Source organism: Streptomyces sp. NPDC001373 (assembly GCF_042895815.1).
Classification (GTDB): domain Bacteria; phylum Actinomycetota; class Actinomycetes; order Streptomycetales; family Streptomycetaceae; genus Streptomyces.
Window position 1 is genome coordinate 45,581 of record NZ_JBIAWQ010000004.1, and the last position, 26,408, is coordinate 71,988.

The following is a 26,408-nucleotide window of genomic DNA, read 5'->3' on the forward strand; positions in this document are numbered from 1 at the left end:
CTCACGCACTCCCCTCGGGCGGGCCGTCGAAGACCTGCTGCGGATCGTCGTAGCGCTGGTGGAGGTACGGGATCAGCGCCTGCGCGCTGACCCGCACGACGGCCCGGCCCTTCTGGTCGGTGGTCTTCTCCCCGATGGTGAGCTCCACGAGGCGGCGTACGGGAAGGTCGGCGACCGGGTCGAACATCGACTCGCGCAGGACCACGTCACCGGTGAGGTGCTCCAGCCTGCGGATCTTCTCGTTGCGCGTGCAGTGCACGAGGACCGGGTCGTCCTCGAAGCCCGAGCCGTCGACGGCCGGGAGGAACTTGAAGTAGAAGTCGGTCTTCTGCGCCGGCTCGGGCACCGGCAGCTCACGGTCCACCGCCCCGCGGACCTCCACGAAGGCGATGCCGTGCCGGGCGAGGGAGGCCCGCACGACCAGTCCCTCGCGTTCGACGGTGACCTCGCCCAGCTTCTTCGGCTCGCCGAAGACCTCGCGGCCGCCGGTGAGGGCGCGCTCGTGGGTCATCGGCATGACCAGCGGGTACCAGCCCTCGACCCCGTCGTGCCGGGCGGCAACGGCCACCGAGCCGGCGCCGAGCGGGTAGCCGGGCAGGTCGACCTTGCTGATGCCGGCCCGTACGAGCGGCCGTTCGCCGGGCTTCAGCGGTGGCGGCAGGACGGCCGCCACCGCGTCCGGGTCGGTCTCCCAGACGGCCACGACTCCGGTGGACCAGATGTCGGGGAGGTTCGAGCTCTTCTCGCGCGACGCTGCGGTCTCCGCCTCGGTGCGCGCTCCGTACCGTACGCGTGCCATGTTCCGCACCACCCTTCTGAGGGTCCCCCCGGACGGGGCCGGGGGAGGGGTTCTGTAACACAGTTACACCGCCGCCGATGAAGGGTAAAGAGGGCTGCACACAAGACATCTGACGATACGTCGGATCACCGGTACCCGGGGAGGACGCCGATGGCGAGGAGCCCGCTCACCCGCGAGGCGGTACTGGAGGCCGCCGCCGCGCTGGTCAGACGGCGCGGCCCGGACGCCCTCACCATGCGCGGGCTGGCCGCCGAGCTCGGGACGGCCGTCACCTCGATCTACTGGCACGTGGGCAACCGCGAGCAGCTCCTCGACGCGCTCGTCGAGCGGACCGTCCGGGACATGGGCGCCATCCGGCCCGCCGGCGCCACCCCCGCCGAGCGCATCGTGTCCGTCGCCCGCAGCATGCGCCGCGAGCTGCGGGAGCGGCCGCACCTGATCGGCATGGTCCACGAACGCGGCCTGACCGAGCGGATGTTCCTGCCGGCCCAGCGCGCGCTGGTCGCCGAGGTGCGGGCGGCGGGGCTGCGCGGGGCCCGCGCAGCCGACGCCGTGCGCGCCGTCCAGTTCCAGGTGGTGGGCTTCGTCCTGGTGGAACGCAACCGCGAGCGCTCCCCCGTCCAGTCCCCCGGCGAGGGCGAGCTGTGGGACCCTCCCCCCGGCTCCGCCGCCGACGACCCGGACCTGGCCCGCGCCCTGGCCCGCCCGGCGGACCCGGAGCGGCTGTTCCTGCTGTCGGTACGGGCCCTGACGGAATCCCTGCTCCGGGAGCCCTGAGCCAGGCCGGGTCCGCGGGCCGGAGGTGGCGGAGCTCACGTCCCGCCCGGGAGCCGCCGGCGGCGGGCCACGACCGTCAGTGTCTGCCCGTATCCTCTATGACCATGCTCGACGACCGTACGACCGCAGACACGACGTGGCCGACCGCGTACCCCCAGGGGTACGCGGTCGTCGACGTGGAGACGACCGGGCTCGCTCGCGACGACCGGATAGTCTCCGCGGCCGTCTACCGGCTCGACGCGCAGGGCAACGTCGAGGACCACTGGTACAGCCTCGTCAACCCGCGCCGGGACCCCGGCCCGGTCTGGATCCACGGCCTGACCAGCGAGATGCTGGCGGACGCGCCCCTCTTCGAGGACATCGCCGGGGAGTTCGCCGAGCGGCTCGCGGACCGTGTCCTCGTCGCGCACAACGCCATCTTCGACTGGCAGATGATCGCCCGGGAGTACGCGCGGGCCTCGTCGGCCGCGCCGGTGCGGCAACGGCTGTGCACCATCGCCCTGTCGAAGGAACTGGACCTCCCGCTGCCCAACCACAAGCTGGAGTCCCTCGCCGCGCACTACGGCGTGGTCCAGCAGCGCGCCCACCACGCGCTCGACGACGCCCGTGTGCTCGCGGAGGCCTTCCGCCCGTCGCTGCACGCGGCCGCGCGGGACGGCGTGCGCCTCCCCCTGCTGGAGTGCCGCCCGCTGACGGAGTGGTCGGACACCCCCGCCACGCCCCGGGTCGGCTACCAGGCCTCGTACGGGGGCAGCTGGCGCGCCTCGCGGAAGCTGCCGCCCTCCCCGTACCCCAACCCGGGGCGGTTCGAGGACGGCAAGCCGCTGAAGCAGGGCATGCGGGTCGCCTTCTCCGGTGACACCTCGGTGGACCGGGAGCTGCTGGAGGACCGGGCCGTGGAGGCCGGGCTGCACGTCGCGACGAGCGTGTCGCGGCTCACCAGCCTGCTCGTGACCAACGACCCCGACTCGGCCACCTCCAAGACGGTCAAGGCCAGGTCCTTCGGCACCCCGGTGGTGGACGAGGCGGCCTTCACGCAGCTGCTGCGGGACGTGGCACCCTCCGGGGAGCAGTAGCGGCGGGCGTTGCTCCGGGCGGGTGCCAGGTCGGCGACTCACCCCCGTGGATCTTGTTCGGGGCCGCCGGCCCGCGAAGCATGCGGCGCATGGCACGTTGTGAGGTCTGCGGAAACGACTACGGCATGTCCTTCGAGGTGCACGCGCAGGGCGCGGTGCACGTCTTCGACTGCTTCTCCTGCGCCATCCACCGGATGGCGCCCATCTGCGAGCACTGCCGGGTCCAGATCATCGGGCAGGGCGTCGAGGTCGAGGGGCAGTGGTTCTGCGGCGGGCACTGCGCCCGCGCGGAGGGGAAGGTGGGCATCGTCGACCGCGTCTGACCGTCCCCCCTCCTTCCTCCCCGGACCCCGGAAGGCCACCCGGCTGCCGGGGTCCCCCGCCCTGCGGGTACCGTCGTGGGCGTGTACCGCTTTGTGCTGACCCGGCAGTGGGTGTGCCTCACCCTCATCGCCCTCGTCCTCATCCCCGTGATGATCAAACTGGGGTTCTGGCAGTTCCACCGCCATGAGCACCGGGTCGCCCAGAACGAGCTGATCGCGAAGAACCTCTCCGCGAAGCCCGTGCCGGTGACCGAGGTCACCTCGCCCGGCCACACCGTCCCGCGGTCCGACTACTGGCGCGCCGTCACGGCCACCGGTACGTACGACTCAGCGCACGAGGTCGTGGTCCGGATGCGCACCTCGAACAACGACAAGGTCGGCTTCCAGGTCGTGACCCCGCTGGTGCTGGGCGACGGACGGGTGGTGCTGGTCAACCGGGGCTGGGTGCCGGGCGGGGACGACCCGACCGCCTACCCGCCGGTGCCGGCCGCACCCTCGGGCGAGGTGACGGTCGCCGGACGGCTCAAGGCGGACGAGACCAGCGGGGACAGCGGGATCAAGGACCGCAAGGGCCTGCCCGACCGCCAGGTGATGCTGGTCAACAGCGAACAGCAGGCCGCCGCCCTGGGCAAGCAGGTCCTCGGCGGCTACCTGGAGCTCACCTCCCCGCTGCCGCGGAGCGGCGGCCCCGAGGCGGTGGCGGAGCCCGACCACGACTCGATCGGCCCGCACATGGCGTACGCCGTGCAGTGGTGGCTGTTCGCGGCGGCCGTGCCGGTGGGATGGATGGTGCTGGTCCGCCGGGAGCGGCGCGACCGCGAGGCGGCCGCGGCGGCCTCGGCCGGGGCCGTGTCGCCGGAGCCCGCTTCGGCGTAGGTTGGCCGTATGGATCTTGGACTGAAGGACCGTGTCTACATCGTCACCGGTGCCACCCGCGGCCTGGGCTTCGCCTCCGCGCGAGAACTGGCCGCCGAGGGCGCGAAGGTGCTGCTGACCGGCCGGGACGAGGAGCGGGCGGCGGCCGCGGCCGCCGGACTGGGGCCGGACGCGGTGGGCCTGGCGGCGGACAACTCCGACCCCGGGTCCGCCGGGCGACTGGTGGCCGAGGCCAAGGCGCGCTTCGGGCGGCTCGACGGCATCCTCATCAGCGTCGGCGGACCGGCGCCGGGCGTCGCGGCGGACAACACCGACGAGCAGTGGACGGCAGCGTTCGAGTCGGTCTTCCTGGGCGCGGTCCGGCTGGCCCGGGCGGCGGCCGCGGAGCTGGGCGAGGGCGGGGTCATCGGCTTCGTCCTGTCGGGCTCGGTGCACGAGCCGATCCCCGGCCTGACCATCTCGAACGGCCTGCGGCCGGGGCTGGCGGGCTTCGCGAAGTCCCTCTCCGTGGACCTGGGGCCGCGCGGGATCCGCGTGATCGGTCTGCTGCCGGCCCGGATCGACACCGACCGGGTGCGGGAGCTGGACGCGCTGTCCGGCGACGCGGCCGCCGCGCGCTCCCTGCACGAGTCCCGGATCCCGCTGCGGCGTTACGGCACGCCGGAGGAGTTCGGCCGCACGGCGGCGTTCCTCCTCTCGCCGGCGGCCTCCTACCTCACGGGTGTGATGCTCCCGGTGGACGGCGGCTCCCGCCACGGCTTCTGACCGCGGGGGCCGGCTCCCGCCACCCCGCGCCTCGAACGCCGGCGGGGCCGGAACCCCGCTGCGCGCGATCCGGCCCGCGCGGCGATCGAGCGCGACGGGGTCCGGCGCGGAGCCCCCGGGGGCATCAGTCCGACAGGCCCGCCAGGTCGCGCAGGCGGCGGGCCTGGGCGGCGCGTTCGGCGGCGCGCTGGTCGTCGTAGGGGCGCGAGCCGGCCGTACGCAGCAGGGCCTTGGTCTCGATGACCGCGTCGCGCGGCGGGGCCAGCAGGGCGGTGGTGAGGTCCTGGACGGCGGCGTCGAGCTCGTCGGCAGGGACGACCAGGTTCGCCAGGCCCACCCGCTCGGCCTCCTCGGCGTGCACGAAGCGGCCCGTCGCGCAGATCTCGAGCGCGCGGGCGTAGCCGACCAGGGCGGTCAGCGGCTGGGTGCCGGCCAGGTCGGGGACCAGGCCCAGGCTGGTCTCGCGCATGGCGAACTGCACGTCGTCCGCGACGACCCGCAGGTCGCACGCGAGTGCGAGCTGGAAGCCGGCGCCGATGGCGTGCCCCTGCACGGCGGCGATGGAGACGATGTCATTGCGGCGCCACCAGGTGAAGGCCTCCTGGTACTCGGCGATCGTGGAGTCGAGCAGTTCGTCGGAACCGCGCGCCAGATCGAGGAAGGACGGCTCGCCCTCGAAACCCTCGGGGGTGAACGCCTGCCGGTCGAGCCCCGCGGAGAAGGACTTGCCCTCGCCGCGCAGCACGACGACCCGGACCGTGCCGGGCAGCGACCGTCCGGCCTCCGCCAACGCCCGCCAGAGCGCGGGGGATTGAGCGTTTCGCTTGGCCGGATTGGTCAGCGTCACCGTGGCGACCGTGTCGTCGATGGTGAGCCGTACGCCATCCTTGTCGAGCAGAGCCATCTGGTGCCTCCGGTGTGCAGTCAGGGCCGGACGCCCGGCCTAAGTGACTGCACAGTAACCACCCAGCCGGCCTGGGGGCCGACCGGGGGTCACCGAAGGAACCATGTACGGAACAGCAGCGGTACAGCTTCGGACAACATGGAACGGAACAGATCTGTCGGACGGTCCTCGGCACCGCCCCCGGCCTGTGGGCCAGGGTCAGGCCGCGGCCGCCTTCTTGCCGCGCGTCGCGCCACCGCGACCACGCAGCGTGACTCCGGACTCGCTGAGCATCCGGTGGACGAATCCGTAGGACCGGCCGGTCTCTTCGGCCAGCGCCCGGATACTCGCACCGGAGTCGTACTTCTTCTTCAGGTCTGCCGCGAGCTTGTCGCGCGCGGCGCCGGTCACCCGGCTGCCCTTCTTCAGAGTCTCGGCCACCCGTGCCTCCTCATGGGAAGTGCGCTCTGTGCTTCTCATGATCACCCCTCCCCGGCTTCCTGGCCACCCATTCAGCAAGGTCGGTCGGACGGCATTTCTCAGCCCGTGGACACCCGAGCAGAACGGAATCTCCTCTTCCGCTGCATGACCTCCGTCACATTCCTCCGTCACCGAGAGGAATCACCAGGTCAGGGGCGGGGTGCCGGAAGCAGTCGACCCCGGATCCGTATCCGTGAGGATGCGGCCGGGGTCGCTGTACAGAGGGCGGCGGTACGAGACCGTCTCACTCAGATGATGGATCACGTCTGCGCCGAATGATCCATACGGGACTGGATCAACCCGGCGGCGGGGTCTCAGGCGAGGGCGACCAGGTCCCGGTAGTCCGGGCCCCACAGGTCCTCGACCCCGTCCGGGAGCAGGATGATCCGCTCCGGCTCCAGGGCCTCCACGGCGCCCTCGTCGTGGGTGACGAGGATGACCGCACCCTTGTACGTGCGCAGCGCGCCGAGGATCTCCTCGCGGCTGGCCGGGTCGAGGTTGTTGGTGGGCTCGTCGAGGAGCAGCACGTTCGCCGAGGAGACGACCAGGGTGGCCAGGGCCAGACGGGTCTTCTCGCCGCCGGAGAGCACGCCCGCCGGCTTGTCCACGTCGTCGCCGGAGAACAGGAAGGAGCCGAGCGTCTTGCGCACGTCGACCAGGTCCAGGTCGGGGGCGGAGGAGCGCATGTTCTCCAGGACCGTGCGGTCCGGGTCGAGCGTCTCGTGCTCCTGTGCGTAGTAGCCGAGCTTGAGGCCGTGGCCGGGGGTGACCTGGCCCGTGTCGGGCTGCTCGGCGCCCGCGAGCAGGCGCAGCAGGGTGGTCTTGCCCGCGCCGTTGAGGCCGAGGATGACCACGCGGGAACCCTTGTCGATGGCGAGGTCGACGTCGGTGAAGATCTCCAGGGAGCCGTACGACTTCGACAGGCCCTCGGCGGTCAGCGGCGTCTTGCCGCAGGGCGCCGGGTCCGGGAAGCGCAGCTTGGCGACCTTGTCGGAGACGCGGACCGCCTCCAGGCCGGAGAGCAGGCGCTCGGCGCGCTTGGCCATGTTCTGGGCGGCGACGGTCTTGGTCGCCTTGGCGCGCATCTTGTCGGCCTGCGAGTTGAGGGCGGCTGCCTTCTTCTCGGCGTTCTGGCGCTCGCGCTTGCGGCGCTTCTCGTCGGCCTCGCGCTGCTGCTGGTAGAGCTTCCAGCCCATGTTGTAGATGTCGATGACCGAGCGGTTGGCGTCGAGGTAGAAGACCTTGTTGACCACGGTCTCGACCAGGTCGACGTCGTGGGAGATCACGACGAAGCCGCCGCGGTAGTTCTTCAGGTAGTCGCGCAGCCAGATGATCGAGTCGGCGTCGAGGTGGTTCGTGGGCTCGTCGAGGAGCAGGGTGTCGGCGTCCGAGAAGAGGATGCGGGCGAGCTCGACGCGGCGGCGCTGACCGCCGGAGAGGGTGTGCAGCGGCTGGCCGAGGACCCGGTCCGGGAGGCTGAGGGCGGCCGAGATGGTCGCGGCCTCGGACTCGGCGGCGTACCCGCCCTTGGTGAGGAACTCGGTCTCCTGGCGCTCGTACTGGCGCAGGGCCTTCTCGCGGGTGGCGCCGGAGCCGTTGGCGATGCGCTCCTCGTTCATCCGCATCTTCTTGATCAGGACGTCGAGGCCTCGGGCGGAGAGGATCCGGTCGCGGGCCAGGACGTCGAGGTCGCCGGTGCGCGGGTCCTGCGGGAGGTAGCCGACCTCGCCGGAGCGGGCGATGCTGCCGGCGGCGGGCTGGCCCTCGCCGGCCAGGCACTTGGTGAGGGTGGTCTTGCCCGCTCCGTTGCGGCCGACGAGGCCGATGCGGTCGCCCTTGGCGATGCGGAAGGAAGCGGACTCGATGAGGACGCGGGCGCCGGCGCGCAGCTCGATGCCGGTGGCGGTGATCACGGAAATACTCCAGGGCGGTATGGACGGCGGAAGGCGGGGCGGGACGCGCGTTCTTCGACGCCGCTAATCCGCGAGGAGATTTGCCATGAAGCCATTCTAACGGGGGTGCGCAACCACTTTTCGGGGCCCGCCCCTCACCCGTCCGGCCGAAGGCCCGCCCTGGGCGGGCCGGGCACGTATCAGGATGAAGGGGTTGGCCACGCGTGGAGGACGGTGGGGCATGCAGTTCGACGACGACGCCGATCTGGACACGTCCGAGGTGAAGGACGTGCGCAGCAGCCGCGTCCCGGGCGGCCGGGCCACCGTCGGCGGCGGGGTCGTCGGACTGATCGCCCTGGTCCTGGGCCTGATCTTCGGGGTGGGGCCGGACCAGCTGGGGCTGTCCGCCGGGAGTCCGGAGCCGGTCTCGACGGCCTCCTCGGCCGCCCGGGTCCAGCAGTCCTGCAAGAAGGGCAGCGACGCCAACGCCCGGGAGGACTGCCGGCTCGTCGCCGTGGTGAACAGCACACAGGACTACTGGAGGCAGGAGTTCGGGCGGCGCGGCGGGACGTACACCCCCGCCTCGACGGTCTTCTTCACCGGCAGGGTGAACACCGCCTGCGGGGCGGCCACCCAGGCGGTCGGGCCCTTCTACTGCCCGGCGGACCGGCAGGTCTACCTGGACCTGGGCTTCTTCGAGGAGCTGCGGACCACCTTCGGGGCGCACGGCGGCCCCTTCGCGCAGGCGTACGTCATCGCCCACGAGTACGGGCACCACGTCCAGAACCTGACGGGCACGCTGGCGCGGGCCCAGAACGGGCAGACGGGCGCGAACAGCAATGCGGTGAAGGTCGAGCTCCAGGCCGACTGCTACGCCGGAGTGTGGGCGCACAACGCGACGCGGACCCCGGACGAGTCCACGGGGCGGCCTCTGATCACGAACCTCACCGACCAGGACATCCGCGACGGGCTGGACGCGGCGGCCGCGGTGGGGGACGACCGGATCCAGGAGAAGTTCCAGGGCCGGGTCACCCCGGAGTCCTGGACCCACGGCTCGGCGCAGCAGCGCCAGCAGTGGTTCCACCAGGGCTACCGCACGGGTGACATGGCCCGGTGCGACACCTTCCGCTGAGTGTCAGCGGCGCCTGCCATGCTGTGGCGTGGATCACTTGAGCCATCGTTACGAGAGGGAGTGACCGTCATGGCAGGCGTTCCGTCCATCTATCCCGCGCTGCTCTACCGCGACGCGAAGGCAGCGATCCAGCAGCTCACCGAGGCGTTCGGGTTCACCCAGGTCGCGGTCTACGAGGGCGACGACGGCTCGGTGATGCACGCGGAGCTGGCGTACGGCAACGGCGCGGTGATGCTCGGCAGCAAGGGGCGCGGCGGGGTGTACGACAAGGCCATGGAGACGGCCGGCCCGTCGGGGGTCTACATCGTGGTCGACGACGTGGACGCCCACCACCGGCGGGCGGCCGAGCACGGCGTGGAGATCCTCATGGAGCCCACCGACCAGGACTACGGCTCGCGGGACTACATGGCCCGGGACACCGAGGGCAACGTCTGGAGCTTCGGCACGTACGCCCCCCAGCTCTGACCCCGCGCCCCGCCGGGGTCGACCCGCAAGGGGCGCGGGGCTCGCGACTCCGCCGGGGCGGGCCCCGTCAGGGGCGCGGGGAACTGCGCGACCGGCCACGGCCGGCCCGCGGCGGGGGCCCGGGTGACAGCCCGGCCAGGGCCTACGCTCCGCCGGTGTGGACCTGGAAGGCCGCCCGCCGGACCGCCTTGGCCAGGGCCGGGTCGGGATGGGCGGCGGCCAGCGCGACCAGGACCTGCACGGTGCGCGGGTGGCCGACGGCCCGGACCTCGTCGAGCAGCCGGGGCACGGTGGTGCGGACGGCGGAGTCGAGGTGGCGGGCGAGCAGCTCGGCCTCGCCGTGGTCGGCGATGGCGGCGGCCGTGTCCACCCAGAGCCAGGTGGACTCCTCGGGCGTGAGGACGTCCTGGGCCTCGTCCGGGTCCACCCCGTCGTGCTCGGCGAGCCAGAGCAGGGCGTAGGGCCGCAGGGCGGCCTCGCGGACGGCGGCGCGCACCTCGGGCTCGGCGGGGGCGCCGACCACGCGCAGGGCCTCGAAGGCGAGGCCCCGCAGCAGGGCGTCCTCGCCCCGGGCGGCGTGCAGCAGCTCGCTGACGGCGTGGCCGACGGGCCGGGCGGCGAGCCAGGCCCGGTACTCGGCGCGGGCCGGCCCCGGGGTCAGCCGGGCGCAGCCGTGCAGCATGGCGGCGGCGGACTGCTCGATGTTCCCGGCCGGGCTCTGCGCCGCGACGCAGATCTGTTCCAGCTTGACCCAGACGGCCCAGCTGCCGAGCGGGGTCAGGGCGGCCTGCGCGGGGCCGAGGGTGACCGCGTCCACGGCGGCGAGCCCGCCGAGCGCCCAGCGCAGCAGCCGGGCGAGCGGGAGGGGGCGGGGTTCCGCGGAGGCCGCACCCTGGGCGGGCTCCGCACCGTAGGGGACCTCGCAGCGCTCGTCGCGCAGTTCGGTGACCCGCTGCCCCAGCAGGTCCAGCAGGTCCGGGACGGTCACGGGACCGGCGGACAGCTGGAGCAGGGAGAGCAGCTGCGGCATCGCCTCGACCACCTCGGCGACGGCCGAGGGGGTGATGTCGGCGGGGGCCGGGTGGACGAGGGACCAGGCGTCGAAGAGGGCGACCCAGCCGCGCAGCACGGCGGTGTCGTCGCGGTCCCAGGCGCGCAGCCGCCAGCCGGGCCTGGCCTGGCCGCCGTGCACCTCGACGAGGCCGGAGAGCCGGGCGCGGTCCCAGCCGACGCGGATCTGGCCGTGCGTCAGGCCCAGTTCCGCGGCGGCCCGTTCGACATCGCCGGCGGGCAGGGCGCCGGAGGGGGCGGGGCGGCCGCCGTCGCCGGCGCCGAGGTTCAGTTCGGCCCAGCGGGCCAGCCGTACGGCGTCGGCCAGCGAGGCCCGGGCGCGGTTCGCCAGGTCTGCCGTGGCGGGGGTGCCCGCCGGGGGCCGGGTGGCCGGCCGGGTTCGCCGGTCGGTCACCGCCTTGCGCGCCGTGGCGACGGAGCGCGGGGAGACGAGTCGGAGTCTGGAGTCGCGAGCCAACTGCTCATCAGGCTTTCGGGACGTCACGGAAGCAGTCTCGCCCGTCACTGGCCGAAAGCCCAAACGGAACGGGTCATTTCCACAGGTCATGGGGTGGAGGAACCGGGACAGACCACCCACCCCGTCCCGTCCGCCACACCGCCTTCACTCCAGCGCCACAAGACACCCCCCGTAACCCCTTGTCTGTGGAGCCACGCCGGCCCCTCGCAAGGTGGTGCACGGGGTCACATGAGCGGCACCAGGAAGCGCCGCAGCGCCTCCTCGTAGCCGGCCGGGTCGGCGTTCCACATCGCCCCGTGCGCGGCGTCCGCAACGGTGTGCAGGGTGACGAGGTCGGGCCGGGCGGCGGCGAGCCGGCGCGAGGGCGCCCAGGGGGCGAGGGTGTCGTCGGGCCCGTGGAAGAGCAGCACGGGGACGCGGACGGCGCCGGGGTCCGCGTACGGCGTCCGGTGGTCCGCGCGCAGCCCGGCGCGGCTCTCGGCGGCCCGTACGGCGAACGGGACCAGCGGGGCCGGGGTGCGGCGGGCCGCGACCAGGTTGCGCAGGGTGGCGTGCCAGTCGAGGACGGGCGAGTCGAGCACCAGGCCCGCGATCCGGCCGGACAGGGCCGAGCGCTCGGCGGCGCGGACGGCCATGGCGGCCCCGGTGGACCAGCCGTGCAGGACGATGCGCCGGGCGCCGTAGCGCACGGCGTAGCGGATGGCGGCGTCCAGGTCCCGCCACTCGGACTCGCCGAGGTGGCCGAGGCCGTCCGGGGAGGCGGGGGCGCCGAGGTCGCCCCGGTAGGCGACGGAGAGGACCGGTAGCCGGAGGCGGTGCAGGAAGGGCATGACCACCATCGGGTGCTCCCGGCCGGCGCCGAGCCCGTGGACGGCGATCACCCAGGTCTGCCGGACCTGGGGCACGAACCAGGCGGGGAGCGGGCCGAGCTCCCCGGGGACGTCCACGTCGGCGTGGTCCAGGCCGAGGGCCGTGCGGGGGTTCCCCGAGTACACCTGCGGGGTGAGGGTGACGCGGGTACCGGGCTCCAGGGAGCCGTGGCTGACGCGCAGCAGGCGGCGCACGACGGTGGCCGGGTCGTGCGGGACGCCGGCGAGGACCGGGCCGACGGCCGCGTGCACCCCGGGCGCGGCCAGGCCGTGGACGCCGGGGCGCAGGGAGGCCAGCGAGCGGGTGAGCACGATCCGGTCGCCTTCGGCGGAGTGGACGACCAGCCGGGGACTGCCGGCCGGCGGGCGGCCGGGTTCGGACCGCAGGGCGGAGTCGGCGGCGTACCGGCCGGCCAGGACCGCGGCCGCTCCGGCGCCGATCAGGGTCGAGGTGACGGCCGCGGCCGTCGCAGTGGCGGTACGCACCGCTCCAGTGTCGAGGCGCGGGGGCGAGGGGGCCACCGGAGGGCTCCGGCGGCGTCCGGACGGGGCCCAAGCGGAGCCCGAGCGGGGCGGGGGCGGCCGACGGCCCAGAGGGGGGCGGGGCAAGCGGAGTGATCTACCTCTCTTTCCCTGCCGCCGAGGGGGTCCGAGCGGGCCCGCGCACCCGCTCGGAACGCCCCGTTCACCCGGCTCTGACGTGCATGAATGGCGATAACTACGAAAGAATCGGGACGAAGGGTCCGATGGGGCGCCGCCCACAGACACCACCCCGCCGATGTCAGTTCATCTTCCGTTCACCCAGGTTGCCTACGTTCGCCGAGCCACTGACGCCAAACAGAAGCCTGGGTAAATGGAGCACATAACGCTTCTCCTCGGGATCGTGATCATCACCGCTCTCGTGTTCGACTTCACGAACGGTTTCCACGACACAGCCAACGCGATGGCCACCACCATCTCGACCGGCGCCCTCAAGCCCAAGACGGCGGTGGCCATGTCCGCCGTGCTCAACCTCGTCGGCGCGTTCATGTCCGTGGAGGTCGCCAAGACGATCTCCAAGGGTCTCGTCAACGAAGAGGGCATCCAGCCCGAAGTGATCTTCGCCGCGCTCGTCGGCGCGATCCTCTGGAACCTGGTCACCTGGCTGGTCGGACTGCCCTCCAGCTCCTCGCACGCCCTGATGGGCGGCCTGATCGGTGCCGCGGTCGCCTCCGCCGGCCTCGGCGCGGTCAACGGCGACGTCCTCGTCACCAAGGTGCTCATCCCGGCCGTGGCCGCCCCGATCGTGGCCGGTGCGGCCGCGATGCTGGCCGCCAAGGTCACGTACACGCTGAACGGCAAGGTCGGCCCCAAGACGTCCGCCAAGGGCTACAAGGCGGGCCAGATCGCGTCGGCCGGCCTCGTCTCCCTCGCGCACGGCACCAACGACGCGCAGAAGACGATGGGCATCATCACCCTGGCCCTGGTCGCCGGCGGCGCCATCGCCCCCGGCTCGAACCCCCCGGTCTGGGTCATCGTCTCCGCCGGAACGGCGATCGCGATGGGCACCTACCTGGGCGGCTGGCGCATCATCCGCACCCTGGGCAGCGGCCTGACCGACCTGCACCCGCAGCAGGGCTTCGCCGCCCAGACCTCGGCCGCGAGCGTCATCCTGGCCTCCTCCACCCTCGGTTTCTCCCTCTCCACCACCCACGCCTGCTCCGGCGCGGTGATGGGCGCGGGCCTGGGCCGCAAGGGCGGTGTGATCCGCTGGTCCACCGCCACCCGGATGTTCGTCGCGTGGGGTCTGACCCTGCCGGCCGCCGCCCTCGTCTCCGCGGGCGCCGAGCTGGTCATGCGCACCGGTGGCGTCGGCGTCGCCGCCGTCACCGTCTTCCTGGTCGCCTCCTGCGTCGCCGTCTGGCTGATCTCCCGCCGCCAGGTCGTCGACCACACCAACGTCAACGAGGCCTCCGCCGACGAGGCCGAGCAGCCCGGCGTGGTCACCACCGCCATCGCCGCCGTCGCCGTCCCCCCGGTCGCCGGCACCACCGCCGCGGTGACCGACGAGGACCTCAAGGCCACCATCCCGGCCGCCACGGCGAACCCGCAGGCCCCGACGGCTCCGGCCGCCGCGGTCTGATCCCGAGAACGACAGAGGAAACGGCAGTATGAAGATCGACTGGGCAGCACTCGGCTCCGTCTTCGGGGTCAGCCTCTCCGCGACCGTCGCCCTCGTGGCCCTCTTCAGCCTGGGCCTGGTGGGCCTCTCCAAGCACGAGGCCGCCACCGAGCAGGGCGGCACCGCCGCCCTGGCCCGCAGCGGCGCCTACGCCTGCTTCGCGCTCTGCGCGGCGGCCGTGGCCTACGGGATCTACCTGATCGTCAGCTGAGACCCGGTCTCGGCGACACCGTGTACGAAGGCTCCCCCCGGAATTCCCCGGGGGGAGTTTTCGCGTACCCGCGGCCCCTGGCCGCCCACCGGCCGTCCCCGTCCCCCGTCCCACCGCAGGTCAACGGTAAGTTGACGGGCGTTCGCGGGGCGTGGTGGACTGCCCGGGCCAATACGGCGGCATGGAGAGGAAGTCCGGTGCGAATCCGGCGCGGTCCCGCCACTGTCACCGGGGAACGCACGCGCCGCGTGCCCACCCGGAAGCCAGGAACTCTCACCGCCGGACACGTCGAACCAGGGCGCGGACCCTGAGTGAGGACATACCTGCCACCATGCGTGCCGACCGCGTCTTCGCGTACGGCGTCACGGCGGGCCTGATCGGCGACCGGATCCTCGGGGATCCCCGCCGAGGGCACCCCGTGGCCGCCTTCGGACGAGCCGCCGCCGCCGTGGAGCGCGCCCTGTGGCGCGACGACCGCGCCCGGGGCGCCCTGCACACCCTCGTATGCGCCGGCGCGGCCACCGCCGTCGGAGCGCTGGGCGCACGCGCCGTGCGCTCCCGGCCCGCGGCCGCCCGCATCACCCTCACCGCCGCGGCCACCTGGGCCGTCGTCGGCGGCACCACCCTCGGCCGGGAGGCCCGTGCCATCGGCGGGGCGCTCGCCGCCGGGGACACCGAGGTGGCCCGCGAACGCCTCCCCCACCTGTGCGGACGCGACCCGCAGGCCCTGGACGACCAGGCAATGGCCCGGGCCGTCGTGGAGTCGGTCGCGGAGAACACCTCCGACGCCGTCGTCGGAGCCCTCGTGTGGGGGGCCGTCGCCGGGGTGCCCGGACTGCTGGCCTTCCGCGCCGTGAACACCCTGGACGCGATGGTGGGGCACAAGTCGCCCCGCCACCTGCGCTACGGCTGGGCCTCGGCCCGGCTCGACGACCTCGCCGGCTGGCCGGGGGCCCGGCTGACGGCGCTCGCCGCCGTGGCCGCCGGTCCCGACCGGCGCGGAGCGCTGCGGGCCTGGCGGGCGGACGCCGCCTCCCACCCCAGCCCCAACGCCGGCCCGGTCGAGGCCTCCTTCGCCGGGGCGCTCGGCGTCCGGCTGGGAGGGACCTTGTCCTACGCGGGACGGGTCGAGCACCGGGCCGTGCTCAACGGGGAGCGGGGGCGGCCGGTGGGGGTCGCGGACATCGAGCGGGCCGTACGGCTGTCGCGGCGGGTGACCTGGCTGGCGCTGGGCGCGTGCGTGGCCGTCCGGTGCGCCGCGGCGAAGGCCGCCGCGGCGAGGACGGGGAGGGGTCGGGCATGAGCGGCACGAGGCGCGGCGGCGGACTGCTGGTCGCGGGGACGACGTCCGACGCGGGCAAGAGCGTCGTCACGGCGGGCATCTGCCGCTGGCTGGCACGCCAGGGCGTCAAGGTCGCCCCGTTCAAGGCGCAGAACATGTCGCTGAACTCGTTCGTGACCCGCGAGGGCGCGGAGATCGGCCGGGCCCAGGCCATGCAGGCCCAGGCCGCCCGGGTGGAGCCGACCGCGCTGATGAACCCGGTCCTGCTCAAGCCCGGCAGCGACCGCAGCAGCCAGGTGGTGCTGCTGGGCAAACCGGTGGGCGAGATGAGCGCCCGCGGCTACCACGGCGGCCGCCAGGAGCAGCTCCTCGGCATCGTCACGGACTGCCTGGAACAGCTGCGGGGCACGTATGACGCCGTGATCTGCGAGGGGGCGGGCAGCCCGGCCGAGATCAACCTGCGCCGGACCGACATCGTGAACATGGGCATCGCGCGGGCCGCGCGGTTCCCGGTGGTCGTCGTCGGCGACATCGACCGGGGCGGGGTGTTCGCCTCGTTCTTCGGGACGACGGCGCTGCTGTCGCCCGAGGACCAGTCGCTGATCGCCGGCTACATGGTCAACAAGTTCCGCGGCGACGTGTCCCTGCTGGAGCCCGGCATGGAGATGCTGCGGGGCCTGACGGGGCGGGCGACGTACGGGGTGCTGCCGTTCCGGCACGGGCTGGGCATCGACGAGGAGGACGGGCTGCGGGTCTCCCTGCGGGGCGCGGTGCGCGAGTCCGTCGTGGCCCCGCCGGTCGGCGAGGACGTGCTGCGGGTCGCGGTGTGCGCCGTGCCGCTGATGTCGAACTTCACCGACGTCGACGCGCTCGCGGCGGAGCCGGGCGTGGTCGTGCGGTTCGTGGACCGGGCCGAGGAGCTGGCCAACGCGGACCTGGCCGTCGTACCGGGCACGCGCGGCACGGTGAAGGCGCTGGAGTGGCTGCGCGAGCGGGGGCTGGCCGACGCGCTGGCCCGGCGCGCCGCGGAGGGACGCCCGGTGCTGGGCATCTGCGGCGGCTTCCAGGCCCTCGGCGAGCACATCGAGGACGAGGTCGAGTCGAAGGCGGGCTCGGTGGCGGGGCTGGGGCTGCTGCCGGTGCGCGTGCGCTTCGCCGTCGAGAAGACCCTGGCGCGGCCGTTCGGCGAGGCCCTCGGCGAGGAGGTCTCGGGCTACGAGATCCACCACGGCGTGGCCGAGGTGCGCGGCGGCGAGCCGTTCCTGGACGGGTGCCGGGTCGGGTCCGTGTGGGGCACGCACTGGCACGGCTCGCTGGAGTCGGACGGCTTCCGCCGGGCGTTCCTGCGTGAGGTCGCCGTGGCCGCCGGGCGGCGCTTCGTCCCGTCGCCGGACACGTCCTTCGCCGCCCTGCGCGAGGAGCAGCTGGACCTGCTGGGCGACCTGATCGAGGAACACGCGGACACGGCTGCGCTGCTGCGCCTGATCGAGTCCGGCGCCCCGGCCGGGCTGCCGTTCCTCCCGCCGGGCGCGCCGTGACGGCCCGGGCCCTGCGGGGCTGTTCCCCCACCCACCCCTCTCCCGCTCACCGGGGGCTCCGCCCCCGGACCCCCGGTGGCGGAGCCCCCGGGAACAGTGGAAGGGCGGGGCGGGGAGCGGCTCCGCGCAGCGGCACCCCCGGCACCGCCCCCGAACGCACGCACACCCGAGGAGTGAGCAACCCATGAGCACCCCCTATCCGTTCACCGCGGTCGTCGGCCAGGCCGACCTGCGGCTGGCGCTGCTGCTCAACGCCGTGAGCCCGGCGGTCGGCGGTGTGCTCGTGCGCGGTGAGAAGGGGACCGCCAAGTCCACCGCCGTGCGCGCGCTCTCCGCCCTGCTCCCCCGCGTGGACGTCGTGCCCGGCTGCCGGTTCTCCTGCGCGCCCGCCGCGCCGGACCCGGCCTGCCCGGACGGCCCGCACGAGCCCGGCCCCGGCGCCGAGCGCGCCGCCCGGATGGTCGAACTGCCCGTCGGCGCCTCCGAGGACCGCCTCGTCGGCTCCCTCGACATCGAGCGGGCCCTCGCCGAGGGCGTGAAGGCGTTCGAGCCCGGCCTGCTGGCCGACGCGCACCGAGGGATCCTGTACGTCGACGAGGTCAACCTGCTCCACGACCACCTCATCGACCTCCTGCTCGACGCGGCCGCGATGGGCGCCTCGTACGTGGAACGCGAGGGCGTGTCCGTGCGCCACGCGGCCCGCTTCCTGCTCGTCGGCACCATGAACCCCGAGGAGGGCGAGCTGCGGCCGCAGCTCCTCGACCGGTTCGGGCTGACCGTGGAGGTCGCCGCCTCCCGGGAGCCCGGGCAGCGCGTCGAGGTGGTGCGCCGCCGGCTCGCGTACGAGGACGATCCGGCGGGCTTCGCGGCCCGCTGGGCCGGGGACGAGGACGAGGTCCGCGCCCGGGTCGTGGCCGCGCGGGCACTGCTCCCGCAGGTGGCGCTCGGGGACACCGCGCTGCTCCAGATCGCCGCCACCTGCGCCGGCTTCGAGGTCGACGGCATGCGCGCCGACATCGTGATGGCCCGTACGGCGACCGCCCTGGCCGCCTGGGCCGGGCGGACCTCCGTCCGCAAGGAGGACGTCCGCCAGGCGGCGCTGCTGGCACTGCCGCACCGGCGCCGACGCAACCCCTTCGACGCGCCCGGGCTGGACGAGGACAAGCTCGACGAGATCCTCGACGGCTTCCCCGACGAGGAGCCGGAGCCCGAGCCGGAGGGCCCGGACGACAACGGCGGCGGCCCCGACGGGGACGGCGGCGGGGTGCCCCCGCAGGGCGGCGGCCCCGAGACCGGCCACGCCCCCGAGGAGGCCCCGGAGCAGGGGGACGCCTCCCCCGAACCGCAGCCCTCCGCGCCCCGGGGCGGGTCCGACGGGACCGAGCAGGCCGCCGTGGGGGCCTCCGAGCCGTTCCGCACCAAGACGCTGAGTGTGCCCGGCCTCGGCGAGGGCGCGGCCGGCCGGCGCTCGCGGGCCCGTACCGCGCACGGCCGGACCACGGGCGCCCAGCGCCCCCGGGGGCAGCTGACGAAGCTGCACCTGGCGGCCACCGTGCACGCCGCCGCCCCGCACCAGAAGGCGCGCGGGCGCTCCGGGCCGGGGCTCGTCGTGCGCAAGGACGACCTGCGGCAGGCGACCCGTGAGGGCCGCGAGGGCAACCTGGTGCTGTTCTGCGTCGACGCCTCCGGCTCGATGGCCGCCCGGCAGCGCATGGGCGCCGTCAAGGGCGCGGTGCTCTCCCTGCTCCTCGACGCCTACCAGCGCCGCGACAAGGTCGGCCTGATCACCTTCCGCGGCACGGGCGCCGAACTGGCGCTGCCGCCCACCTCCTCGGTGGACGCGGCCGCGGCCCGCCTGGAGAAGCTGCCGACCGGCGGCCGCACCCCCCTGGGCCCGGGCCTGCTCAAGGCCCGCGAGGTGCTGCGCGTGGAACGGCTGCGGGACCCCTCCCGGCGTCCGCTGCTCGTGGTCGTCACCGACGGGCGGGCCACCTCGGCCGGGGACGTCGGCGGCGATCCGCGCGAACTGTCCGGGCGCAGCGCCCAACTACTGGCGGCCGAGGGCGTCACGTCGGTGGTCGTGGACTGCGAGTCCGGGCCGGTGCGGCTGGGGCTCGCGGCGGCACTGGCCACCGACCTGGGCGCACCCGCCGTGACCCTCGACGGGCTGCGGGCCGACTCGCTGGCCGGGCTCGTCAAGAACGTACGTACCGCAGTGACCTCCACTGCGTCACCCGACAGCGTCTCCAGGAGGGCCGCCTAATGCCGCAGGGACAGCCGACCGTCGTTCCCGACGACGGTCTCACGACGCGTCAGCGCCGCAACCGCCCGCTCGTCTTCGTCCACACCGGGCCGGGCAAGGGCAAGTCGACGGCCGCCTTCGGGCTGGCGCTGCGCGCCTGGAACCAGGGCTGGCCGATCGGGGTGTTCCAGTTCGTCAAGTCGGCGAAGTGGAAGGTCGGCGAGGAGAACGCGCTGAAGGTGCTGGGCGCCTCCGGTGAGGGCGGCTCCGTCGTCTGGCACAAGATGGGCGAGGGCTGGTCCTGGGTGCAGCGCGACGCGCAGCTCGACAACGAGCAGGCGGCGAAGGAGGGCTGGGAGCAGGTCAAGCGCGACCTGGCCGCCGAGACGCACCGGCTGTACGTGCTGGACGAGTTCGCGTACCCGATGCACTGGGGCTGGATCGACGTGGACGAGGTGATCGAGGTGCTGCGGAACCGGCCCGGCACCCAGCACGTGGTCATCACCGGTCGCAACGCCCCCGCGGAGCTGGTGGAGTTCGCGGACCTGGTCACCGAGATGACCAAGGTCAAGCACCCCATGGACGCCGGCCAGAAGGGCCAGAAGGGCATCGAGTGGTGACCTCGTCCAGTGTGCCGCGGCTGGTCATCGCCGCGCCGTCCTCCGGCAGCGGCAAGACCACCGTGGCGACGGGCCTGATGGCGGCCTTCGCGGAGCGCGGCCTGGCCGTGTCCCCGCACAAGGCCGGGCCCGACTACATCGACCCCGGCTACCATGCGCTGGCCACGGGCCGGCCGGGGCGCAACCTCGACGCGTTCCTGTGCGGGCCGGAGCTGGTGGCCCCGCTGTTCGCACACGGCGCCGCCGGGTGCGACCTCGCGGTGGTCGAGGGCGTGATGGGGCTCTACGACGGGGCCGCGGGGCGGGGCGAGCTGGCGTCGACGGCGCAGGTGGCGAAGCTGCTGCGGGCGCCGGTGGTGCTGGTGGTGGACGCCTCCTCGCAGTCCCGTTCGGTGGCGGCGCTGGTGCACGGCTTCGCCTCGTTCGACCCCCAAGTGCGCCTGGGCGGGGTGATCCTGAACAAGGTGGGCTCCGACCGGCACGAGGCCATGCTGCGGGAGGCCCTGGAGGAGGCCGGGATGCCGGTCCTCGGCGTCCTGCGGCGCGCCCCGCAGGTCGCGACCCCGTCGCGGCACCTGGGCCTGGTCCCGGTGGCGGAGCGGCGGGCCGACGCCGTCGCGGCCGTGGCCGCCCTGGCGGAGCAGGTCCGTGCCGGCTGTGACCTGGAGGCCCTGCTGGCCCTGGCGCGCACCGCCCCGCCGCTGGCGGGCGAGGCCTGGTCGCCCCGTCCGGGCTCGCCTGGGGGTGTCCCCGGACGCAGTCAGGGGGCGTTCGAGGCGCTGGGGGCGCCCCCGGCGGTAGCCGGGGGAGGGTCCGGGGCGGGGCCCCGGGCGTCGGCCGGGGTCGAGAGCCCCGGTTTCGGGAAGGAGCTCGGTGAGGGACCTCTCATCGCCGTCGCAGGCGGCCCGGCGTTCACGTTCTCGTACACCGAGCACGCCGAGCTGCTGCGCGCCGCCGGGACGGAGGTGGTCACCTTCGACCCCCTCCGGGACGAGGCGCTGCCCGAGGGCACGAGCGGGCTCGTGATCGGCGGCGGCTTCCCCGAGGTCTACGCCCCGGAGCTCTCGGCGAACGAGCCGCTGCGTGCGGCCGTGGCGGCCTTCGCCACGGCCGGCGGCCCGGTCGCGGCGGAGTGTGCCGGGCTCCTCTACCTGGCGCGTTCCCTGGACGGGAAGCCCATGTGCGGGGTGCTCGACGCCGACGCCCGGATGTCGGAGCGGCTCACGCTCGGCTACCGGGAGGCGGTGGCGGTGTCGGACAGCCCGCTCGCGGCGGCCGGCACCCGGCTGCGGGGGCACGAGTTCCACCGGACGGTGGTCGAGCCGGGCGCCGGCGCCGCGCCGGCGTGGGGGTTCACGCATCCCGAACGCCGCGTCGAGGGCTTCGTCCGGGGGAACGTACACGCCAGTTACCTGCACACGCACTGGGCGGCTCAGCCGTCCGTGGCGTCCCGGTTCGCGGCGGCCGCGGCGGAGTTCGCGGCGGCTCCAGCGGCCCGCCCGTGACCCCGTACGGACCAGTCCGCCCGGTCCGCCCGGTCCACCCGGTCCGCTCAGTCCGCGAGGCCGATCAGCAGCCAGATCCCGGCCACCCCGCCCACCGTGCACATCAGCGTGGACAGGGCGGGGTGCTCGTGGTGGGCCTCGGGCAGGATCTCGGCGGCCGCCAGGTACAGCAGGGCTCCGCCGAAGAATCCGAGGTACGCCCCGAGGAGTTCCTCCGGAAGGGTGAACAGCAGGGTGGAGGCGGCGCCCACGACGGGTGCCGCGGCGTCCGCGAAGAGCATCGCCAGGGCCTTGTGGCGGGCGTTCCCGTACAGGTGGGTGAGGGTGTACGTGTTGAACCCGTCGGCGAAGTCGTGGGTGATGACGGCCAGGGCCACGGTCGCGCCCATCCCGCCGCCGACCTGGAAGGCGACGCCGAGGGCCACTCCGTCGGCGAGGCTGTGGCCGACCATCGCCGCGGCCGCGGTGAGCCCGACCTGCGGGACGCGGACGCCGTGGTCGTGCCCGCCGCTTCCCCCGCCCCCGTCCTCGCCCCCGTGCGCGGCCTGCCGTACGGCGAGCAGGCGTTCCGCGAGGTGGGCGACGAGGAAGCCGGACACGAAGAGCAGCAGGGCGAGCGGGACGCCGAAGACCTTCCGGCCCGCGGCGTGCAGGGCCTCGGGGAGCAGGTCCAGGCCCACGACGCCGAGCATCAGCCCGCCGGCCAGGCCCAGCACGAGGTGGCGGCGGTCGGTGACGCGTTGCGCCGTCCAGCCGCCCGCCATCGTCATCAGGAACGCGCCCAGAGCCACGATCACCGCCATGTGCCCCTGGATACCGACCGGCGGCGACGTGCGCACTTCCGCCGCGCGGGTGGCGGACGTCACCGTGGTGGCGACAGACGACAGATGACGGACACCAGTACGGAGGGAGGGACCCGGTGGGCGAGTACGTGACGCGGCTGGTGGTCGGGGTCGGCGGACGCGCGGGGGTTTCCGTGGCGGAGGTCTGCGCGCTGGTCGAGGAGACCCTGCGCGGGGCCGGGCTGAGCGCCGGGGCGGTGACGGCGTTGGCGACGGTGGACTCGAAGACCCTGGAGCCCGGTATCGCGGGCGCGGCGGAACGTTTCGGCGTGCCCCTGGTGGGCTACCCGGCCGAGGAGCTCGCGCGGATCCCCGTACCGCACCCGTCGCCGGCCGTGCACGAGGCCGCCGGAACCGCCTCGGTGGCGGAGGCGGCGGCGCTGGCGTGCGGCGGGGAGCTCCTCGTGCCCAAGCGCCGTTCGGTGGCGGCGACCTGCGCGGTGGCCACCGCCGAGGAGCACGACCTGCGCCACCACGGGGACGCGGAGGTCGCGGACGCGGGCGGCGCGCTCGTGGACCTGGCGGTGAACGTGCGGTCGGACACGCCGCCGGAGTGGCTGAAGCAGCGGATCGCGGCCTCCCTCGGGGACCTCGCGGCCTACCCGGACGGGCGGGCGGCGCGGGCGGCCGTGGCGCGGCGGCACGGGCTGCCGGTCGAGCGGGTGCTGCTGACAGCGGGGGCGGCCGAGGCGTTCGTGCTGATCGCGCGGGCGCTGGAGGCGGAGCGGCCGGTGGTGGTGCACCCGCAGTTCACCGAGCCGGAGGCGGCCCTGCGGGACGCCGGGCACCGGGTGGAGCGGGTGGTGCTGCGGGCGGAGGACGGGTTCCGGCTGGACCCCGCGGCGGTACCGCAGGACGCGGACCTGGTGGTCGTGGGCAATCCCACCAACCCGACGTCGGTCCTGCACCCGGCGGCGACGCTGGCCGCGCTGGCCCGGCCGGGGCGGATCCTGGTGGTGGACGAGGCGTTCATGGACGCGGTCCCGGGCGAGCGGGAGGCGCTGGCCGGGCGGATGGACGTGCCGGGGCTGGTGGTGCTGCGGAGTCTGACGAAGACGTGGGGCCTGGCGGGGCTGCGGATCGGCTACGTGCTGGCCGATCCGGAGGTCGTCTCGAAGCTGGCCGCGGCGCAGCCGCTGTGGCCGGTCTCGACCCCGGCGCTGGTGGCGGCGGAGGCCTGCGTGGCGCCGGAGGCGCTGGAGGAGGCGGAGGCGGCGGCCCGCCGGATCGCGGTGGACCGGGCGCACCTGCTGGCGGGGCTGGCGGAGTTCGAGGAGGTCACGGTGTCGGGGGTGGCCGAGGGGCCGTTCGTGCTGGTCCGGATCCCCGGCGCGGCGGAGGTGCGCACCCGGCTGCGGGCGCTGGGCTTCGCGGTCCGGCGGGGGGACACCTTCCCGGGGCTGGACGCCTCCTGGCTGCGCCTGGCGGTACGGGACCGGGCGACGACGGGGCGGCTGCTGCAGGCACTGGACCACGCCCTGGCCCTGGCCGCGCCCTGACCCGGCCCCGCGGGCCGTCTGCCGTCCGCCCTCGGCCCGCCCTCCCTCTCCCCGCTGTCGCGGGGGCCCGGAGGGCGGGCGGTTCCGGCCGGCGGGCTGGGGACGGTCGTCGAAGTCCTGTCGTCGCCCGGAGGGAGGCCCTGCGGCGTCATGGGGGTCCCCCCTGCTTGAGCGAAGCCGAGAGCTGGGGGCGGGAGCGCGCTCTCGGCGTGCCGGGCGCAAGGCCCCGTACTGGGCGTACTCGGTCTTGCGCCCGCTGGGGCGGGAGTGCGTGCCCGGGGGCACCTCCCGGCGGTGGCCGGGGGAGCCCCGCGGGGCAGACGGGAGTTCGACGACAGCCTCTAGCATGGCGGCGGAACACATCACGGACGGGGGACGGGACATGAGGGCGGCGACGCGCATCACCATGGGGCTGGTGGCCGTGGGGGTGGTCGGTGGCGGGGTGTACGCGGTGCCCAGGCTGCTGGAGGGCGGGGCGGCCGTCTCGGCCGAGCAGCGGCTCCAGGGCAAGCCCAACGGCGCCGGGAAGGCGGTCCCGGGCGCGGCCCCGTTCACGCTGGTGGCGACCGGGGACACGATCCCGTACCCGTCGGTCATCCAGCGGGCCGCGGACGACGCGGGCGGCAGGCCCGGGGAGTACGACTTCCGGAAGATACTCGCGGGCGTCAAGCCCATCGTCTCCGCCGCCGACCTTGCGATATGCCACCACGAGATACCGTACGGAAAGCCCGGCGGCCCCTACACCGGCTATCCCGCCTTCAAGGCCCCGCACCAGTTGGCCGACGCCCTCAAGGACGCCGGGTACGACAGTTGCTCCACGGGCTCGAACCACACCCTCGACGACGGGTTCGACGGACTCTCCCGCACCCTCGACCACCTCGACCGGGTCGGCCTCAAGCACGTGGGTTCGGCCCGCCGCCCCGAGGAGGCCAAGGCCCCGGCGGTGCTCTCCGCCGGCCGGGCGAAGGTCGCCCAGCTGGACTACACGTACGGCACGAACGGGATACCGCTCCCGGCGGGCAAGCCCTGGGCCGTCAACCTGATCGACCAGGCCCGGATCATCGCCGACGCCCGCGCGGCCCGGGCGGCCGGCGCGCACGTCGTCGTCCTGAGCGTCCACTGGGGCACCGAGTGGCAGACGGCCCCCGACCAGCAGCAGAAGGACCTGGCGCAGGCGCTGACCGCCTCGCGCGGGGCGGACGGGCTGCCCGACATCGATCTGATCCTCGGCACGCACAACCACGTCCCACAGCCCTACGAGAAGATCAACGGCACCTGGGTGGTCTTCGGCATGGGCGACCAGATCGCCAGCTTCTACGAGGCCGAGAAGGCGCGGGGCAACATGTCGTCCATCCCCCGCTTCACCTTCGCCCCGGCGGCCTCGCACCCGGGCCGCTGGGAGGTGGTCAAGGCCGAGTACCTCACTCAGTACTCGGACACGGGACCGCCGTTCCGCGTCGTCTGCACCTCGTGCGCCGGAGCGGACGCGGACGGCGGACCGTCCGCCGCCAAGCGGGCCGAGTACGCACGGGTGGACAAGGAGGTCACGTCGGCCGTGACCTCCAGGGGCGCGACGGGCCAGGGGCTGACGCGCGCGACCCGCTGATCCGGTCCGGGGACGGCCGCCCGGGTCACGAGGTCCGGCCGCGCCGGGTCACGACGAGCGCGCACGCGCCGGCGCCGAGCAGCAGAAGCGCGCCGCCGGCGACCCACGGGGTGGCGGAACCGGCGCCGGTCTCGGCGAGGTCGGCGCGGCCGGACGTGGAGACGGCGGCCTGCGGCTTGACGTCCGGCTTGGCGGCGGGCTTCGCGGCCGTCGTCGGGGACGTGCAGTGCGCCTCCGCCAGGACGACCTCGCCGTCGACCTGCGCCACGTTGAGCTTCAGCGGGTTCACCGACACCTTCAGGCGGAGCGCGGCGGCCGCCGCGGTGGTGGAGCTGGTCTGCGTGTCGGAGAGCCGCAGGGAGACCAGGCCGACGCCCGGGACCTCGACCTCGGTGGGGCCGCCGGCCGTCAGGGTGACCTTCTTGCCGAGGGCGGTGACGGTGCCGAGGACGTTCGAGGTGGCGACGGGCTTCGCGCCGGCCTCGCAGACGGCCTTGGAGGTGACCTTCTCGACCTCGATGAGGGAGAGGGCCGGCAGACCCGGGAGGTGCACCCTGGCGTGGGCGAGGTTGGACTCGGCGCGGGCGCCGTTCTCGTCGGCGGTGGCCTTGGCCGTGGCGGCGTCCGCCGTGAGCACGTTCACCGGCTGCCCCTGCTCGACCCCGTCGAGGGTCACGGTGAGGGCCGTCTTCTCGGCCGTGGCGGGGGCGCTGACCTCGTTGAGAGTGGCCTTCAGCGGTACGTGCACCGTCTTGTTGAGCAGGCCTACGTCCAGTCCGGTCCGCAGGACGACGGCTCCGGAGGTGCCCTGGCCGCCGCTGCCGTCGGTGGCGAGGGCGGGGGGTGCGGCGAGCAGGGACACCGCTCCCGTGGCGAGCAGGACGGCCGCGGGCAGGCGGAAGGTGTTGCGGTTCAAGGTGGTGGAACCCCCGGGGAGATGGGTGCCGTCGCGGCGCCGATGGGGGACATCGCGCTTGCCGACGGCTTCGACGCCCGAAATCTTTACGCACTGTGCGTGAACGGGCAGCCACCTGACG

General features: G+C 74.3%; 24 protein-coding genes and 1 riboswitch. Of the genes, 16 read left to right on the forward strand and 8 right to left on the reverse strand.

Annotated features, from left to right (window positions below; genetic code table 11):
- Position 1: 1 nt before the first annotated feature.
- Positions 2-799 (reverse strand): acetoacetate decarboxylase family protein, encoded by a 798-nt coding sequence (locus ACFY15_RS11175; protein WP_390685909.1) that lies wholly within the window; start codon positions 797-799, stop codon positions 2-4.
- Between the two features lie 150 nt (positions 800-949).
- On the opposite strand from ACFY15_RS11175, the gene ACFY15_RS11180 reads away from it, so the two are divergent.
- From ACFY15_RS11180 to ACFY15_RS11200, 5 genes are all read left to right on the forward strand, one after another.
- Positions 950-1,576, forward strand: a complete 627-nt coding sequence (locus tag ACFY15_RS11180; RefSeq protein WP_390685908.1) for a TetR/AcrR family transcriptional regulator — start codon at positions 950-952, stop codon at positions 1,574-1,576.
- Positions 1,577-1,674: 98 nt separating this feature from the next.
- A complete protein-coding gene (locus ACFY15_RS11185) occupies positions 1,675-2,652 on the forward strand; it encodes a DEDDh family exonuclease (RefSeq protein WP_390685907.1) in 978 nt (325 codons plus the stop codon).
- A gap of 89 nt (positions 2,653-2,741) precedes the next feature.
- Positions 2,742-2,975, forward strand: a complete 234-nt coding sequence (locus ACFY15_RS11190) for a hypothetical protein (protein WP_079431638.1) — start codon at positions 2,742-2,744, stop codon at positions 2,973-2,975.
- Between the two features lie 81 nt (positions 2,976-3,056).
- Positions 3,057-3,851, forward strand: a complete 795-nt coding sequence (locus tag ACFY15_RS11195) for an SURF1 family protein (protein WP_390685906.1) — start codon at positions 3,057-3,059, stop codon at positions 3,849-3,851.
- A gap of 9 nt (positions 3,852-3,860) precedes the next feature.
- Complete coding sequence (locus tag ACFY15_RS11200; protein ID WP_390685905.1) at positions 3,861-4,616, forward strand: SDR family oxidoreductase; 756 nt, start codon at positions 3,861-3,863, stop codon at positions 4,614-4,616.
- Between the two features lie 124 nt (positions 4,617-4,740).
- On the opposite strand, the gene ACFY15_RS11205 is transcribed toward ACFY15_RS11200, so the two are convergent.
- The 3 genes from ACFY15_RS11205 to ACFY15_RS11215 form a co-directional block, all read right to left on the reverse strand.
- Entirely contained in the window at positions 4,741-5,520 is a 780-nt protein-coding gene (locus ACFY15_RS11205; RefSeq protein WP_042818142.1) for an enoyl-CoA hydratase/isomerase family protein, read from the reverse strand.
- Positions 5,521-5,718: 198 nt separating this feature from the next.
- Complete coding sequence (locus ACFY15_RS11210; protein WP_007263382.1) at positions 5,719-5,940, reverse strand: helix-turn-helix domain-containing protein; 222 nt, start codon at positions 5,938-5,940, stop codon at positions 5,719-5,721.
- Between the two features lie 353 nt (positions 5,941-6,293).
- A complete protein-coding gene (locus ACFY15_RS11215) occupies positions 6,294-7,892 on the reverse strand; it encodes an ABC-F family ATP-binding cassette domain-containing protein (RefSeq protein WP_366451223.1) in 1,599 nt (532 codons plus the stop codon).
- Between the two features lie 220 nt (positions 7,893-8,112).
- On the opposite strand from ACFY15_RS11215, the gene ACFY15_RS11220 reads away from it, so the two are divergent.
- Together ACFY15_RS11220 and ACFY15_RS11225 are read left to right on the forward strand one after the other, a co-directional pair.
- Positions 8,113-9,003 (forward strand): neutral zinc metallopeptidase, encoded by an 891-nt coding sequence (locus ACFY15_RS11220; RefSeq protein WP_390685903.1) that lies wholly within the window; start codon positions 8,113-8,115, stop codon positions 9,001-9,003.
- Between the two features lie 69 nt (positions 9,004-9,072).
- A complete protein-coding gene (locus ACFY15_RS11225; protein WP_390685902.1) occupies positions 9,073-9,468 on the forward strand; it encodes a VOC family protein in 396 nt (131 codons plus the stop codon).
- A gap of 142 nt (positions 9,469-9,610) precedes the next feature.
- Here the strand turns inward: ACFY15_RS11225 and ACFY15_RS11230 are convergent, their stop codons facing one another.
- Together ACFY15_RS11230 and ACFY15_RS11235 are read right to left on the reverse strand one after the other, a co-directional pair.
- Positions 9,611-11,023, reverse strand: coding sequence for a hypothetical protein (locus ACFY15_RS11230; RefSeq protein WP_390685901.1), 1,413 nt, complete (start codon positions 11,021-11,023; stop codon positions 9,611-9,613).
- Positions 11,024-11,220: 197 nt separating this feature from the next.
- On the reverse strand, positions 11,221-12,351 hold the full coding sequence (locus ACFY15_RS11235) for an alpha/beta hydrolase family protein (RefSeq protein ID WP_390685900.1): 1,131 nt from the start codon (positions 12,349-12,351) through the stop codon (positions 11,221-11,223).
- 367 nt (positions 12,352-12,718) lie between these two features.
- Here ACFY15_RS11235 and ACFY15_RS11240 point away from each other — a divergent pair, with 367 nt between their 5' ends.
- From ACFY15_RS11240 to ACFY15_RS11270, 7 genes are all read left to right on the forward strand, one after another.
- Positions 12,719-13,987, forward strand: a complete 1,269-nt coding sequence (locus ACFY15_RS11240; RefSeq protein WP_390685899.1) for an anion permease — start codon at positions 12,719-12,721, stop codon at positions 13,985-13,987.
- A gap of 28 nt (positions 13,988-14,015) precedes the next feature.
- Entirely contained in the window at positions 14,016-14,237 is a 222-nt protein-coding gene (locus ACFY15_RS11245; RefSeq protein ID WP_079425611.1) for a hypothetical protein, read from the forward strand.
- A 185-nt stretch (positions 14,238-14,422) separates the two neighbouring features.
- Positions 14,423-14,510: riboswitch (cobalamin riboswitch) on the forward strand.
- Between the two features lie 58 nt (positions 14,511-14,568).
- On the forward strand, positions 14,569-15,540 hold the full coding sequence (locus tag ACFY15_RS11250; RefSeq protein WP_390685898.1) for a cobalamin biosynthesis protein: 972 nt from the start codon (positions 14,569-14,571) through the stop codon (positions 15,538-15,540).
- Positions 15,537-17,057, forward strand: coding sequence for a cobyric acid synthase (locus ACFY15_RS11255; RefSeq protein WP_390825398.1), 1,521 nt, complete (start codon positions 15,537-15,539; stop codon positions 17,055-17,057). The genes ACFY15_RS11250 and ACFY15_RS11255 overlap by 4 nt, the downstream gene beginning before the upstream one ends.
- 184 nt (positions 17,058-17,241) lie before the next feature.
- Positions 17,242-19,320 carry a putative cobaltochelatase gene (locus tag ACFY15_RS11260; protein WP_390685896.1) on the forward strand — a complete coding sequence of 693 codons (2,079 nt, stop codon included), beginning with the start codon at positions 17,242-17,244 and terminating at the stop codon, positions 19,318-19,320.
- Complete coding sequence (gene cobO / locus ACFY15_RS11265; protein WP_390685895.1) at positions 19,320-19,919, forward strand: cob(I)yrinic acid a,c-diamide adenosyltransferase; 600 nt, start codon at positions 19,320-19,322, stop codon at positions 19,917-19,919. Before ACFY15_RS11260 ends, cobO begins: the two co-directional genes overlap by 1 nt.
- Complete coding sequence (locus tag ACFY15_RS11270; protein ID WP_390685894.1) at positions 19,913-21,424, forward strand: cobyrinate a,c-diamide synthase; 1,512 nt, start codon at positions 19,913-19,915, stop codon at positions 21,422-21,424. Before cobO ends, ACFY15_RS11270 begins: the two co-directional genes overlap by 7 nt.
- A 47-nt stretch (positions 21,425-21,471) precedes the next feature.
- Here ACFY15_RS11270 and ACFY15_RS11275 read toward each other — a convergent pair whose 3' ends face one another.
- Positions 21,472-22,227 carry a ZIP family metal transporter gene (locus ACFY15_RS11275; RefSeq protein ID WP_390685893.1) on the reverse strand — a complete coding sequence of 252 codons (756 nt, stop codon included), beginning with the start codon at positions 22,225-22,227 and terminating at the stop codon, positions 21,472-21,474.
- Between the two features lie 116 nt (positions 22,228-22,343).
- Between ACFY15_RS11275 and cobC the strand changes: the two genes are divergently transcribed.
- Positions 22,344-23,765 carry an Rv2231c family pyridoxal phosphate-dependent protein CobC gene (gene cobC, locus ACFY15_RS11280; RefSeq protein ID WP_390685892.1) on the forward strand — a complete coding sequence of 474 codons (1,422 nt, stop codon included), beginning with the start codon at positions 22,344-22,346 and terminating at the stop codon, positions 23,763-23,765.
- 382 nt (positions 23,766-24,147) lie between these two features.
- The gene (locus ACFY15_RS11285; RefSeq protein ID WP_390685891.1) at positions 24,148-25,371 is read left to right on the forward strand and encodes a CapA family protein; all 1,224 of its coding nucleotides are present in this window, start codon (positions 24,148-24,150) and stop codon (positions 25,369-25,371) included.
- A gap of 25 nt (positions 25,372-25,396) precedes the next feature.
- On the opposite strand, the gene ACFY15_RS11290 is transcribed toward ACFY15_RS11285, so the two are convergent.
- Positions 25,397-26,287 carry an SCO1860 family LAETG-anchored protein gene (locus ACFY15_RS11290; RefSeq protein WP_390685890.1) on the reverse strand — a complete coding sequence of 297 codons (891 nt, stop codon included), beginning with the start codon at positions 26,285-26,287 and terminating at the stop codon, positions 25,397-25,399.
- Positions 26,288-26,408 lie beyond the last annotated feature (121 nt).